Raw genomic sequence first — 13,369 nt, 5'->3', positions numbered from 1 at the left:
GACGCCGGCGCCGCCCGGCGACTGGCCGTGCGGCTCGCCGGGGTGGCCGGCCGGCGCCTCGACGAGAGTCAGCCCTGGGTCGACGGGCTGCTCCCCGGCGGGCTGCGGCTGCATGCCGTGCTGCCACCCTTGGTCGACGGTGGCGCCCACCTGAGCCTGCGGGTGGCGCGGGTTCGTTCGGACGGGCTGGGGGCGCTGCAGCGATGCGGGATGTTCGACGAGCCCATGGGTCGTGTGCTCGACGCGCTCGTCGCGCGACGGTGTTCCTACCTGGTGACGGGAGGCACCGGTTGCGGCAAGACCACGGTCCTGGCGGCCATGCTTGCCCAGGTTCCCGCGTCGGAGCGGATCGTGGTGGTCGAGGACGTGCGGGAGCTCTCGGTGTCCCACCCGCACGTGGTGCGGCTGCAGGGCCGTGGCGCCAATGTCGAGGGCCGTGGCGCCGTCACCCTCGTCGACCTCGTGCGGCAGGCGCTGCGCATGCGCCCTGACCGTCTCGTCGTGGGCGAGGTTCGCGGCGCCGAGGTCCGCGAGATGCTGGCGGCCCTCAACACCGGTCACGAGGGTGGGTGCGGCACGGTGCACGCCAACGCCGCGGCCGACCTCCCCGCGCGCCTCGAGGCACTGGGCGCCCTGGCAGGTCTGGGCAGCGAGGCGGTCGCGCTTCAGGCCTCCAGCGCCCTGCAGGCCGTGGTGCACCTCACGAGGGAGCACGGCCGTCGGCGCGTGGAGTCGATCTCGGTGGTGCGCGGCGGTGCGCGGGGTGTGGAGTGCGTGCCCGCCTTCGACACCAGGGGTCCGGTATCCGACGGGTGGCCTCTGCTGGTCGACCTGTTGGGCCAGGACCCCAGGTGACACCGGACGGGCCGGCCTGGGCCGTGGTCGCAGCGTCCGCGGTCCTCGTGCTGCTGTGGCCCGGTCCGCAGGGGTCCTGGCATCCGGGCGGTCGCGGGCTGCCGCGCCGCCGGTACCCGCCCCCGCCGGGGGTCCTGCGCCGCCTGCGGCCCAGAGGCGTGCGGGACGCCGTCGTGCACGACGAGCTCGTCCAGGTGCTGGCCCTGTTGTCGGCCTCGCTCGCCTCGGGAGCGCCGCCCTCGACCGCAGTGCGATGTGTGGCCGAGGCTGTCGGGGGCGACGGCCCGATCGGGGGCTCCTTGCACGAGCTCGTGCAGGCGGGGCTGCGGGGTGATGGGCTGGGTGAGGTCTGGAAGGAGCAGGCCGCGCTCCTCGACAGTGCAGACCTCGCCTTCGTGGGTCGGGCGTGGACCCTGTCGGAGCTCACGGGCGCGCCGCTGGCGGAGGCACTGCGGTCCGCCGAGGAGGTGCTGCGCACCCGCCGCCGAGCAGAGGAGCGGCTGGCGTCGGCCGCCGCGGGCCCGCGGGCCTCGATGGCAGTGCTGGCGTCGCTGCCCGCTGCGGGGCCGTTCGTGGGGCTGCTCTTCGGGATGAGCCCCAGCTCGCTCTATCTCTCGTCGCCGCTGGCTGTCGGCAGCCTCGGGCTGGGCGCCGGCCTCGGCCTGTTGGGCTGGTGGTGGAGTCGGCGGATCCTGGCTTCGGCGGCCTGGGAACCCAGCCCACGCCGGGGCCGGACGCCGAGGGCGTGGACCCGGACCTGGCTCGCTCCGAGGGCGGGGTCGTCGGCGCCCTGGGCAGGTGCGTCGGCGGTGGACGCCGGGCCGTCCCGCGTCGGTCCCGGAGCCCTCGCCGACGCCTTGGTCCTCATCGCGCTCGCGATGCGCGCGGGGCTGGGTCTGGCCGAGACCTTGACGACGGTGGGCCGGGCCAGCACCGGCCCGGTCCGCCGCGACCTCGGGGCGGTGGTGGCAGCCCTGCGCTGGGGGAGGTCGACAGCCGAGGCCTGGACGTATGCCGGACCTGGGTGGCGGCCGGTCGCTCTCGCCTGGCACCTCGCGGCCGAGACCGGGGCGGCGCCCGCTGACCTGATCGAGCGGTCTGCAGCCCGGTTGCGCGAGGAGCAGGAGGTCGCGGCGCAGCGGCGGGCGGCCCGTGCCGGAGTGTTCCTCGTGCTGCCGCTGGGCCTGGGGTTCCTGCCGGCCTTCGCGTGCACTGCAGTGGTGCCGGTGGTGCTGGCCCTCGCCGCAGGTGTGGTGTCCGGCTGAGACGGGGTCACTTGCGTCCACAGGTGACCCCTGGAGTCGGGGGGTCAAACCGGGGTAAATCAGGGCGCTTGATGGCCACGCATCACGTGTGACGCAGTCGCTCGTCACATCGAGTGCTGCCCAATGGTCGGCGGCCCCCGTGCGCACGTCGCACGTGGTCCGGACTTGATCGCATCCGCAAGAGGGTGCGGGCGAAGGATGCAACGTGGCATTCAGCGGATCTGTGTGTGGCCGTGGTGGCCGTGTCGCCCTGCGAATTGCCGCCTGGTTTGTGCTGTTGGTTTCCTCCTTCGCCGGGTATCAAGCGAGCAGTTCCTTGATCGAGTCGCCGCTTGTGCGCTGGTTGGTTCACGTCACGAATGTTGCCGTCACGCTCTGCTTGGTTCGGGTGCTGGACAGTCGCACGGCCCGGCCAGAGGACCCCAACGATGACCCGTCGCAGCCAGGCCACTGACCCACACGCTGGCCGAATGCGTGAGTAGTGAGTGGGGTGCGTTCCATGGCTGGAGGACATGCCGCGCGCTCACACAGGACTTGGCGCCAGACGCCTGCCGCCTGGCCGGACACCTACCCTCGGCGGCCCCCGCGGGTCGAATAGCGGTCCAGTGCGTCGAGGACGTCTTGCGCTCGCCACGTCATGTTGCGCGTCTTGTAATCCTGATGCGGTTTGAGGATCCCAGCCGCGACGAGGGCTGCGATCTGCCGATGTTCGTTCTTCGAGATCCCGAGGATGGCGCGGGCTTCCACGGCTGAGATGACGGGTTGGTGGATGAGGCCCTGGGCCAAAACGCGGGCGCCGGAGTCCGCGCGAAGGCCGACCAGTTGCTTCTCCCAAGTTGCGCGAACGTCCTCGAGGTCTGCGACGAGCGCGCGACCGTTGTCGACGCCGATGAGCGCTGCGCGCGCCACGCAGGCGACGACGGGTTCGATGTCGCCAGCTCGGTAGCTGGTGAGGGCGCTGAAGTAGCCGTCCGTGTCTGCGAGCAGGCCGGAGCTGACAGGGACGGAGACGTGCCGGGTTAGGCCCTTGGTCCGCAGCATCGACTGCATCAGCGCGCGGCCGGTGCGTCCGTTGCCGTCGGGGAAGGGGTGGATGGTTTCGAACTGCGCGTGTGCGACGGCGACCTGGGCCATGACGGGTAGGTCGTCACGGCGGATGAACTCCAGCAGGTCGTGGATGGCTTGTGGAACTCGCTTGGCGACCGGGGGGACGAAGTCGGCGTTGTGTGGTGTTCCGGCGCCGAGTCGTGCTGGGCCGCCGATCCACACCTGATCGTCGCGCCAGCGTCCAGCGATGTCCGCGTCGCTGGGACGCATCAGAACGTCGTGCATCGACAGGATGGCGTCCTCGTCGAGTCTGTCCGCCAGGTCAAGGGCCGCTTTCATGGCGCGGGTGTTGGCCACGATCTGCTCGGCGTGTGGCGTGCCTGAGCCGTTCACTTCCGCTTCGGCGATCTTGCGGGCCGACGCCGAGAGTTGCTCGATCTGCGAGCTGGCGGCCGCTTCGCTGCGCAGTAGGACTGAGGCGAAGGGGGCTACCTCATGGCCGAGGTCTGTGTCGAACGCGCTGATCGCGGCGGCGGCTTCCTCAGCTTGTGCCGACACGGCTCCGGAGACGATGGCGTCAAGGTCGGCAATGTTGGGTGGGACGCTGGCTTGGTAGCTGACACCAATCATGGACCGGTCGTAACGGGTCATGCCCGTGGCTGCGTTGACATCCCAAGGCACGTCCTCGTAGCCCACGGGCGTCCAGGTGCCTGCTGGGATGCCGGCGCGGCCGCGGGGTTGCGAAGTGAGGCTCACGTACCCATCATAACCTCACTTGGGACATTAAGTGAGGTTATAGCATTCTCCTAACCTCACTTAGAGCGACAACTGAGGTTGTGGTCTCGTCGGGACCTCACTTACACGTCTCACGGCGGTTGGGCGGTGGGACCCCAGCCGTCCGGGACTGGGCCGTGGTGCCGGTCGTGCTGGTCCTCGCCGCGGGTGGGGTGTCCGGCTGAGGCGGGGTCACCAGCGTCCACAGGTGACCCCTCGAGTCGGGGTCGTCCACAGGTCTCTCGCCGGGGCTGGGTCTTGGACCCGGAGTCGGGTGCACTGGTGTTTGTGGCACCTGCCCAACCCATCCATCAGAGGAGACACACGTGAAATGCATTCTGAGACAACGGTTTTCGACTGTGCGCCGCGCGGCCGAGGCCGGCATGACCACCGCGGAGTATGCCGTCGGCACGCTCGCGGCGTGTGCGTTCGCAGCCGTTCTGCTGGCCGTGGTGCGATCGGGTGGGGTGAAGTCGGCCCTGGCGTCGGTCATCACGGCAGCCCTGGGCACCGCGTCCTGACTCGCGAGCGCGGGATGGCGACGGCCGAGTTCGCCGTCGCCGTCCCAGGAGTACTCGCGGTGCTGGTGCTGGCCCTGTCGGGGTTGGTGACCTTGGTCGACCAGGTCAAGTGCGTGGATGCTGCGAGGGCAACCGCCCGTTTGGTCGCCAGGGGTGACGGCCACGCCGCGGCGGTGTCCCAAGGTCAGCAACTGGCGCCGCGCGGTGCCCGGATCGTTGTCGGCGGGAGTGCCGACGTCGTGTCGGTGAGAGTCGTGGGGCGTGCCGCGAGGCCGTTTGCCTGGCTGGGGGAGCGAGCGTCCCCGCGTGCCGAAGCCGTCGCCGCGCGCGAGGACGTGACCAGTGGCGCGGGATGAAACGCCCGGGCGTGCCCGGTGTGCCGCGCCTCACGACGGTTCCGGGCGTCAGGACTGGCCAGAGCGGGTCCGGGGCGTGCCTGGTGACGAGGGGTCCATGACGGTGGCGATGGTGGCTGTGCTGGGCGTTCTCGTGCTGGTGCTCTGGGGCGGCGCCGCGGTCGCCAGTGCCGTGTCAGCGGCGCATCGGGCCCGTTCGGCTGCTGACCTCGGCGCGCTTGCCGGGGCCGCGGCGCTGGAGGCGGGCGCAGACGCGGGCGAAGCGTGCGCGCGGGCGGGCGCTCTGGTGTGGCGCAACGGTGCGCGACTGACGGGCTGCACCGCCGCCGGCGACGGGAGCCTGCTCGTGGTCGACGAGGTGCCGATCACGCTCAGGCTGCCCGGCGGTGGTCCGGACATGGCAATGGCGCGGTCCCGGGCCGGGCCTTCACCGTGACGAGTGCGTCAGGCGTCCTCGGACGGCTCCGCCATAGGTCGCCTGACGTCACGGTCGCGGTGGACGCGCGTCTGTCAGACGAAGGCCCTCCGGGGCGGGGCCTTTCGGGGTGCGAAGACGTCGTGGACCACTGACTGGCCCCCAGTCACGTTCCAGATCGCCGTCCCTACCATCCGTGCACCCGCGCTCTGGACTTGAGCGCGGGTCCAGGCTCGAAGGAGTGCAATGTCCAGTCGCAGGTCAGTCATCAAGGGTCTCGGTGCAGCCGCCATCACCACAGCCGGAGTGGCAGTCGTGGGATCCACCACTGTCGCGTCGGCAGCCACGGCCGCAGACGAGATCCTGCTCGACTCCTTCACGGGCACCGACGACCAGAAGCTCACCGCGGCCCTCGACCTGGCGCGCACCTCGAGCCCGCGTCGGCCCATCCGCCTCGCAGCCCGAAGCCACACCTTCAGCCTGACCCGCACCACCTTCAGCGGCTTGAGGATCCTCGGACCCAACATCGGCTGGCAGAACCCCGAGATCGGCGGCACCAGTGGCGCGTTGCCACAGTGCACCGTCACTCTCAACTGCGGCAGCGGCGCGAGCTCGTGGCTTGTCGGTGCCGCGACCACCTACGACGTGACGGTCGCGGGGATCTGCTTCAGCTCCACCAACGGGTTGACGCAGTTCTACCACCACCCCTACAGCGCAGGGACGTCCTACGCCACCCGGCTCGACACGCTGACCTTCTACGGCTTCAAGCACGTCCTCGGCACTCCGAGCGACCCCTTCGCGGCGACCCTCAACACCTGGGCTGGCGACTGGACCGTCGTCGGCGTCCAGGACACCCAGTTCTCGTTGCGCGGATCGGACAACTGGTTCTGCCCGTCCTCCATGAACTACGGGTGGGCCGGTGCCAACGGCGGCAAGTACCTCATGCGCTTCTCCAACGTGATGAAGACCAGCGTCAAGAACCTCTACCTGACGGCCCGGGGCGGCAGCCGTGCTGTCCTTGTGGAGGGACCGGCGTCCCAACAGGGCGGGCTCGACATCTCCGACTGTGTGATCGAGGGTCAGAACGCCGACGATCCGGCGATGGGGGCGCTCATCGTGGTCAAGGGAGGTGGCGTCTCGTTCACCAACACCAAGCTCAACTTCGGCATGGCCCGGCCGTCGGACTTCACCGACCAGCAGGACACGGCGCTGGTCATGGTCCAGGGCGGCGTGTGCCTGCTCACCAACACGTGGGTCAACCGCGCCGCCGCCGTGCCCGAGTCGGTGCCCGTCGCCGCCGTGTCGGGCGGCACTGCCTATGTGGAGCGGCTCATCGGCATGGGCGGCAACTGGACCGGTAAGCCGAGGGTCGTCCGGACCGCAGGGACCCTGGTCGCCGACGCATCAGTCACAGCTGCCTGATCATTCGCACGCGGAGCTCCCGAGACCGCAGAGGGTGGATCCCATCACGGTCAGGTTGCCCGGTGGTCCGGGCATGGCAAAGGCCCGGCCTGGGGCCGGGCCTTTGCGTGACGAGATCGTCAGGCGTTCTCGGACGGCCCCCGCCCCATGATCTTGTCGGCCATGGTGCGGTGACGCTCGGTTCCTTCGGCTCCCTCAGCAGCGGCCTCGCGCTCGGCGCGTGCCGCGGCGCGGGTGTCAGCCTGGGGCGCATCGGACGACGAGGCATCAGACGTGTTGGCCGCCGCTTCGGAGTCCGCGACGTCACCCGACGTGGTCGCAGCGCCGTGCGCCGCGGAGCCGTTCGCGTCGTGGGTCGCACCGGCGTCAGAGTCGAGAGCGCGGTCAGAGTCGAGAGCGCGGTCAGAGTCGATGGCCGGCACCCGTTCCGTCTCGCCCTCGCGGTGGCCTGCGTCGTCGCCACCCTGCGCGTACGCCGGGTGAGACGACGAGTCGGGAGCGGAGTCGTGCTCTCGGTCGTCGTGGGCACGGGTTGCCGCTGCCCCAGCGGCAGCTCCACCAACCCCAGCAGCCGCGGTGCCAGCCGTCGTGCCGCCACCGTGGCCCGCCTCGACTGGACGGTCGCGCAGCTCCCGCTCGACGCGAGCGCGCTCGTCGGCGCGGATCCGGGCCTCGGCCTCGTCGGCGCGGGCCTGCTCCTCGTCGTCCCGGAGCCGGTCGCGGTCAGCCAGCCTGGTGGTGAACTCCTCCTCGCGAACGCGGTCCCGTTCGGCGAGGGCGCTCTGGTGCGTCTCCTCGGCGCGAGCGCGCTCGTCCGCCCGGATGTTCTCCTCGACCTCGGCCTGGCGCTGGGCCTCCTTGGCCTCGCGACCGGGACGACGGCGACGCTTCACGCTGCCGCGGATCATCATCAGGCCGAGCCACAGCAGCAGCATCGTGGCCGCGCCTGCGATGAGCAGCCCCAAGGGGGTGAGGCTGACCTGGAGGATGGACAGGTCGAGGTCCACGAGTGTCGATACCGGTTCTGCCCCCAGGACCAGCAGGACGCCCGCTGCAACAGCGATCGCCACGAGAATCAAGCCAAGGAGTACCACGGAGAAACCTCCAGCATCGGGGCGCCGGGAGCGCCGTTCGAACTTCGACCCTAGCCCGTGGCCTGCGCAAATGCCCGTTTCGCCGGGTTCGGATTCGCCGAGCGGCAGGTCCGGCGGTCAGCGCGACGGCGCGCCGGAGGCCGCCTGCGCGAGCACGGCCCGCAGCAGCCGGACGGCCCCGGCCTTGTCGAGGGGCTCGTTGCCGTTGCCGCACTTCGGCGACTGCACACACGCAGGGCACCCCTGCTCGCAGTCGCACGACGACACCGTCTCGAGGGTGGCTCCCAGCCAGTCCACGACGTGGTCGAACGCGCGTTCGGCGAAGCCGGCCCCGCCGGGGTGACCGTCGTAGACCATGATCGTCGGCAGCCCCGTGTCGGGGTGGAGCGCCGTGGACACCCCCCCGATGTCCCAGCGGTCGGAGGTGGCCACGAGCGGCAGCATCCCGATCGCCGCGTGCTCGGCGGCGTGGGCGGCGCCGGGGATGTCCGGCTCGGCCACCCCGGCCTCGTCCAGGAACTCGACGGGCATCGTCCACCACACCGCCTTGGTCGACAGGGTGCGCTGCGGCAGGTCGAGGGGGTGGGTGCCGATCACCTCACCGCTCGGCAGCCGCCGCAGGAACGACGTGACCTGCGTGTGCACGCGCACCGCGCCGAAGGACACCTCGACCGGCCCCCAGGACCTCGAGCGCGCAGCCCCCACGATGTCGAAGGCGCTGACCGACTGAGCGAACGTGCTCCACCCCGGGTCACCGCGAACCACGGTGGCGGTGCCGCCCTCGAGGTCGAGGTCGGACACGACGTAGGTGTCCCCCTGGTGCACGTGCACGGCTCCGGTGTGGGCCTGGGAGTGGGCCGATGCCTCGTCGACCGTGCCCAGCACCCGTCCGGTGCCTTGCTCGACCAGACCCACGACGTCGCCGGCGCCGCGCAGCGACAGGTGGTCGCCGGGGCGGTCGGAGCGAGCCCAGAACCACCCGGTGGGTCGTCGCCGCAGGATCCCGCGGGCCACGAGGGCGTCGAGCAGTGAGCGAGCCTGCGGGCCGAACATCGGCAGGTCGTCGTCGCGCAGCGGCAGCTCGGCCGCGGCGGCAGCGAGGTGCGGGCCGAGCACGTGCGGGTTGTCGGGGTCGAGCACGGTCGCCTCGACGGGCTGCCCGAACACGACGTCCGGATGGTGCACGACATAGGTGTCGAGAGGGTCGTCGGCCGCCACGAAGACCGCCAGCGACCGCGTGCCTGCCCGCCCCGCTCGCCCCGCCTGCTGCCACAGCGACGCCCGCGTCCCGGGCCAGCCGGCCAGCAGCACGGCGTCGAGCCCGCTGATGTCGATGCCGAGCTCCAGCGCGTTGGTGGCGGCCAAGCCGACGAGTGCCCCGGACCGCAAGGACCGCTCGAGCTCGCGTCGCTCCTCCGGCAGGTAACCACCTCGGTATGCCGCCACGGCGCCTGCCAGCCGCGGGTCGACCTCGGCGAGGTGGCGGCGCGTGCTCGTGGCCAGGGCCTCCACGCCGGCCCGCGAGCGGGCGAACGCGACGGTCTGGACGCCGGCGGCCACGAGGTCTGCGAGCAGGTCGGCCGCCTCGGACGTGGCCGAGCGTCGCCCCTCGCCGTCAGGCAGGCGGCCCGGTTCCCAGAGGCCGAAGGTCATGGCCTCGCGGGGGGAGCCGTCGTCGGTGACCGCGGCGACCGGCATACCCACGAGGCGGGAGGCGTGGGCGCCCGGGTCGCGCACGGTGGCGGAGGCGAGCACGAACGTCGGGTGCGCGCCGTAGCGCGCACACACGCGGCGCAGGCGACGCAGCAGCGCTGCCAGGTGGGACCCGAAGACCCCGCGGTAGACGTGGCACTCGTCGATGACGACGTACCGCAGCCGGCGCAGGAACGGGGCCCAGCGCTCGTGGCCCGGCAGGAGCGAGTGGTGCACCAGGTCGGGGTTGGTGAGCACGAGCTGGGCGTGGTCGCGGATCCAGCGGCGCTCCTCGGTGGGGGTGTCGCCGTCGTAGGTGGCCGCGCGCACCCCGGGGATCGCGAGCGCCTGGACCCGGGCCAGCTGGTCGGCGGCCAGCGCCTTGGTCGGCGACAGGTAGAGAGCCGTGGCCCCGCGGCCCGTGGGCGCCTCGGCCCCCTCGACGAGGGCCGTGAGCACGGGGAGCAGGTAGCCCAGGCTCTTGCCCGACGCGGTGCCCGTGGCGAGCACGACGTGGTTGCCGTCGTGGGCGAGGTCGGCGGCGGCCCGCTGGTGCGCCCAGAGCGAGGTGAGACCCGAACCGGCACACGCGGCATACACGCTGGGGTCGACCCACTGCGGCCACGGGGCGAGCGACGCGGGCCGCGCCGGCACCTCGTGGACGTGCAGCAACCGCCCGTCTCGCGCACCCGAGGCGAGCAGGGCCAGGGTCGCGGCGGGGTCGAACGCGCCCCGTCCGGGTGGTGCGGTGCGGCTGTCGGTGGACATTGCCGCTACCGTAATCCGAGGGACGGACAGCGCTGGTCGCTGCCCGTCCGCCCGAGCAGTCGACGTCGAGTGAAAGGGTGGCCGTGGATCTTTCGGTCTCCACCACCGAGCAGGGAGCCGTCACGGTCGTGCACGTGGCCGGCGAGATCGACGTCTACACGGCGCCGCTGCTCCGCGAGGTGCTCGACAAGCAGGTGGCCGCCGGGCGCACCAACCTCGTGGTCGACCTCGAGAAGGTCACCTTCATGGACTCCACGGGGCTCGGGGTGCTCGTCGGGCGCCTCAAGCTGGTCCGTGGTCAGAACGGCACGCTGCGCATCGTGAGCGCCCAGGACCGCATCCTGAAGGTCTTCAAGATCACCGGCCTGGACAAGGTGTTCCACATCTACCCCTCCGTCGAGAGCGCCACAGAGGCGTCCAACTCCTGACGAACGAGGCGCCGCTGAGGCGTCGAAGTCATCACGAATTATCTGTGACGCTGCTCACCCGGCTCCAGTTTCGCTGTGACGTGCATTACTCTCGCGTCATCGTCCCCCTCGTGATGGCTCGTCGCTCTGGCGTGCCCGGGGGAGGCACAACCTGTGGGATCCCCCAAGGAGGATTGAATGTCGCGCCTCGCGCCCGCCGCGTCTGCTCTGCAGCTCGACGGCACCAACCTCACCCTGGTCATCGCCGTGGCCGCCATCGCGGTCATCTCGCTGGTCATGGGTGTGTTCTTCCGCCAGCAGGTCCTGGCGGCCGACCCCGGCACCGAGAAGATGCAGGAGATCGGCGCGGCCGTGGAGGAAGGCGCCCAGGCGTACCTCGCGCGTCAGTTCAAGACGCTGAGCGTCTTCGTCGTCCTCGTCTTCGGCCTGCTGCTGCTGCTCCCCGCTGACACCGAGAGTGTCCGCTGGGGCCGGTCCGGCTTCTTCGTCGTCGGCGCGCTGTTCTCCGCCGCCATCGGCTACCTCGGCATGAGCCTGGCCGTCAAGGCCAACGTCCGGGTCGCCTCGGCCGCCCGTGACGGGGATCGTGACCACGGGATGAAGATCGCCTTCCGCACCGGTGGCACCGTCGGCATGGCGACCGTGGGCCTCGGCCTGCTCGGCGCGTCCGTCGTCGTCCTGCTCTACAAGGGTGACGCCCCCAAGGTGCTCGAGGGCTTCGGCTTCGGCGCCGCGCTGCTCGCGATGTTCATGCGTGTCGGTGGCGGCATCTTCACCAAGGCCGCCGACGTGGGTGCCGACCTGGTCGGCAAGGTCGAGGCCGGCATCCCCGAGGACGACCCCCGCAACGCCGCGACGATCGCCGACAACGTGGGCGACAACGTGGGCGACTGCGCGGGCATGGCCGCCGACCTCTTCGAGTCGTATGCCGTGATGCTCGTCGCCGCCCTCATCCTGGGTTCCGCGGCGTTCGGGGAGTACGGCCTGGTCTTCCCGCTGCTGGTGCCCGCCATCGGGGCGGTCACCGCCCTCATCGGCGTGTTCATCACCCGCGTCAAGCCGGGCGAGAACGCCCTGTCCGCGATCAACCGTGGCTTCTACATCTCCGCCGTCATCGCGGCCGTCCTGTCCGGTGTGGCTGCCTACGTCTACCTGCCCGACACCTTCGCGGGCCTCGGTTCGGCCGACGAGACGGTCAGCGCCCTCACCGGCGACCCGCGTCGCAGCGCCATCCTCGCCGTGGTCATCGGCATCGTCCTGGCCGCCGTCATCCTGTGGCTGACCGGCTACTTCACCGGCACCGACAAGCGCCCGACCAAGGACGTCGCCCGCACCTCGCTGACGGGCGCCGCGACCGTGGTGCTCTCCGGCATCGGCGTGGGCCTCGAGTCCGCGGTCTACACCGCGGTCATCATCGGTGCAGCGGTCTACGCGGCCTTCCTGCTCGGTGGCGGCTCGGTGATCCTGTCGCTGTTCCTCATCGCGCTGGCCGGCTGTGGCCTGCTGACCACCGTCGGCGTCATCGTCGCGATGGACACCTTCGGGCCCGTCTCCGACAACGCCCAGGGCATCGCCGAGATGTCCGGTGACGTCGACGGCGAGGGCGCGCAGATCCTCACCGACCTCGACGCCGTGGGCAACACCACCAAGGCGATCACCAAGGGCATCGCGATCGCGACGGCCGTGCTGGCCGCGACCGCGCTGTTCGGCTCCTACTCGGACGCCTGGCAGAGCAAGTACCGCCCGATCCTCGAGGGGCTGCAGGCGAAGGCCCAGGCCGGTGGGCTGACCGAGGGGCAGATCAACGACATCCAGCGCCAGCTGACCGCGTTCGACCTGCAGATCGTCACGCCGAGCGTGCTCGTCGGTCTCCTGCTCGGTGCCTCCGTGGTGTTCCTCTTCTCGGGCCTGGCGATCAACGCCGTGACCCGCGCCGCGGGCGCCATCGTCTTCGAGGTGCGTCGCCAGTTCCGCGAGCACCCCGGGATCATGGACTACACCGAGAAGCCCGAGTACGGCCGTGTCGTCGACATCTGCACCAAGGACTCGCTGCGCGAGCTCGCGACGCCGGGTCTGCTGGCTGCGCTCACGCCGGTGGCCGTCGGCTTCGGCCTCGGCATCGGCCCGCTGGCCGGCTTCCTCGCGGGTGCGATCGGCACCGGCTGCCTCATGGCCGTCTTCCTCGCCAACTCCGGTGGCTCGTGGGACAACGCCAAGAAGATCGTCGAGGACGGCACGCACGGCGGCAAGGGCAGCGAGGCCCACGCAGCCACCGTCATCGGTGACACCGTCGGTGACCCGTTCAAGGACACCGCCGGCCCGGCCATCAACCCGCTGATCAAGGTCATGAACCTCGTGTCGGTGCTCATCGCCCCGGCCATCGTGACCCTGTCGATCGGTGACGACCAGAACAAGGCCATCCGCTACGGCATCGCCGCGGCCGCCCTGGTCATCGTCGTCGCCGCGGTCGCCGTCTCCAAGGCGCGTGACCTGGCCATCGGTGGCGACGAGGACACCGAGTCCGTCGCTCGCGTCGACGCCGCCGCCCCGAAGTCGGGCGCGGAGACCAAGCCCGGCGAGGCCGTCGACGAGGCCACCGACGCGATCGAGGAGCCGGTGAACCGCTAGGCCCCAGCACGTCATACGCACCACGACGCGGCCGGTCCACCCCCGGGGGTGGGCCGGCCGCATCGGGTGTACGGGGCAAGCCGGGTCGCGCAGCGGCGCACGGG

At 71.1% G+C, this 13,369-nt stretch carries 11 protein-coding genes; 8 read left to right on the top strand and 3 right to left on the bottom strand.

Translation table 11 applies throughout. The features are described from left to right. Both AC1DV7_RS17350 and AC1DV7_RS17345 read left to right on the top strand, forming a co-directional pair. Nucleotides 1-855, top strand: an 855-nt coding sequence (locus AC1DV7_RS17350) for a CpaF family protein (protein ID WP_477598581.1), incomplete at its 5' end; no start/stop codon positions are given. Further along, nucleotides 852-2,120 (top strand): type II secretion system F family protein, encoded by a 1,269-nt coding sequence (locus tag AC1DV7_RS17345; protein ID WP_477598580.1) that lies wholly within the window; start codon nucleotides 852-854, stop codon nucleotides 2,118-2,120. The genes AC1DV7_RS17350 and AC1DV7_RS17345, both read left to right, overlap by 4 nt. A gap of 567 nt (nucleotides 2,121-2,687) precedes the next feature. Here the strand turns inward: AC1DV7_RS17345 and AC1DV7_RS17340 are convergent. Then, nucleotides 2,688-3,923: a Fic family protein gene (locus AC1DV7_RS17340; RefSeq protein ID WP_477598579.1), complete on the bottom strand. Its 1,236-nt coding sequence runs from the start codon at nucleotides 3,921-3,923 to the stop codon at nucleotides 2,688-2,690. Between the two features lie 344 nt (nucleotides 3,924-4,267). Between AC1DV7_RS17340 and AC1DV7_RS17335 the strand changes: the two genes are divergently transcribed. The 4 genes from AC1DV7_RS17335 to AC1DV7_RS17320 all read left to right on the top strand — a co-directional run bounded on the left by AC1DV7_RS17335 (nucleotide 4,268) and on the right by AC1DV7_RS17320 (nucleotide 6,655). Next, nucleotides 4,268-4,462 (top strand): DUF4244 domain-containing protein, encoded by a 195-nt coding sequence (locus tag AC1DV7_RS17335; RefSeq protein ID WP_477598578.1) that lies wholly within the window; start codon nucleotides 4,268-4,270, stop codon nucleotides 4,460-4,462. Between the two features lie 14 nt (nucleotides 4,463-4,476). Next, nucleotides 4,477-4,818 carry a TadE family type IV pilus minor pilin gene (locus AC1DV7_RS17330; RefSeq protein WP_477598577.1) on the top strand — a complete coding sequence of 114 codons (342 nt, stop codon included), beginning with the start codon at nucleotides 4,477-4,479 and terminating at the stop codon, nucleotides 4,816-4,818. A 97-nt stretch (nucleotides 4,819-4,915) separates the two neighbouring features. After that, nucleotides 4,916-5,254, top strand: coding sequence for an Rv3654c family TadE-like protein (locus tag AC1DV7_RS17325; RefSeq protein WP_477598576.1), 339 nt, complete (start codon nucleotides 4,916-4,918; stop codon nucleotides 5,252-5,254). 225 nt (nucleotides 5,255-5,479) lie between these two features. Beyond that, on the top strand, nucleotides 5,480-6,655 hold the full coding sequence (locus AC1DV7_RS17320) for a hypothetical protein (RefSeq protein ID WP_477598575.1): 1,176 nt from the start codon (nucleotides 5,480-5,482) through the stop codon (nucleotides 6,653-6,655). Nucleotides 6,656-6,774: 119 nt separating this feature from the next. Here AC1DV7_RS17320 and AC1DV7_RS17315 read toward each other — a convergent pair whose 3' ends face one another. Together AC1DV7_RS17315 and AC1DV7_RS17310 are read right to left on the bottom strand one after the other, a co-directional pair. Beyond that, nucleotides 6,775-7,725 (bottom strand): hypothetical protein, encoded by a 951-nt coding sequence (locus AC1DV7_RS17315; RefSeq protein WP_477598574.1) that lies wholly within the window; start codon nucleotides 7,723-7,725, stop codon nucleotides 6,775-6,777. Between the two features lie 141 nt (nucleotides 7,726-7,866). After that, the gene (locus AC1DV7_RS17310) at nucleotides 7,867-10,209 is read right to left on the bottom strand and encodes a DEAD/DEAH box helicase (protein WP_477598573.1); all 2,343 of its coding nucleotides are present in this window, start codon (nucleotides 10,207-10,209) and stop codon (nucleotides 7,867-7,869) included. Between the two features lie 83 nt (nucleotides 10,210-10,292). On the opposite strand from AC1DV7_RS17310, the gene AC1DV7_RS17305 reads away from it, so the two are divergent. Beyond that, entirely contained in the window at nucleotides 10,293-10,637 is a 345-nt protein-coding gene (locus AC1DV7_RS17305) for an anti-sigma factor antagonist (RefSeq protein ID WP_477598572.1), read from the top strand. 177 nt (nucleotides 10,638-10,814) lie between these two features. Next, nucleotides 10,815-13,265 (top strand): sodium-translocating pyrophosphatase, encoded by a 2,451-nt coding sequence (locus tag AC1DV7_RS17300; protein WP_477598571.1) that lies wholly within the window; start codon nucleotides 10,815-10,817, stop codon nucleotides 13,263-13,265. Nucleotides 13,266-13,369 lie beyond the last annotated feature (104 nt).

The sequence above is a fragment of the Pedococcus sp. P2_E4 genome, from assembly GCF_056403935.1.
Note: the sequence above shows the minus strand (reverse complement) of the source record. Positions and strands in the feature narration are given on the sequence as shown.

Excerpts from the sequence above, each read along its gene's own strand:
- AC1DV7_RS17320 (WP_477598575.1), top strand. The coding sequence starts at position 5,480 with ATGTCCAGTCGCAGGTCAGTCATCAAGGGTCTCGGTGCAGCCGCCATC.
- AC1DV7_RS17310 (WP_477598573.1), bottom strand. The coding sequence starts at position 10,209 with ATGTCCACCGACAGCCGCACCGCACCACCCGGACGGGGCGCGTTCGAC.
- AC1DV7_RS17325 (WP_477598576.1), top strand. The coding sequence starts at position 4,916 with ATGACGGTGGCGATGGTGGCTGTGCTGGGCGTTCTCGTGCTGGTGCTC.
- AC1DV7_RS17330 (WP_477598577.1), top strand. The coding sequence starts at position 4,477 with ATGGCGACGGCCGAGTTCGCCGTCGCCGTCCCAGGAGTACTCGCGGTG.
- AC1DV7_RS17300 (WP_477598571.1), top strand. The coding sequence starts at position 10,815 with ATGTCGCGCCTCGCGCCCGCCGCGTCTGCTCTGCAGCTCGACGGCACC.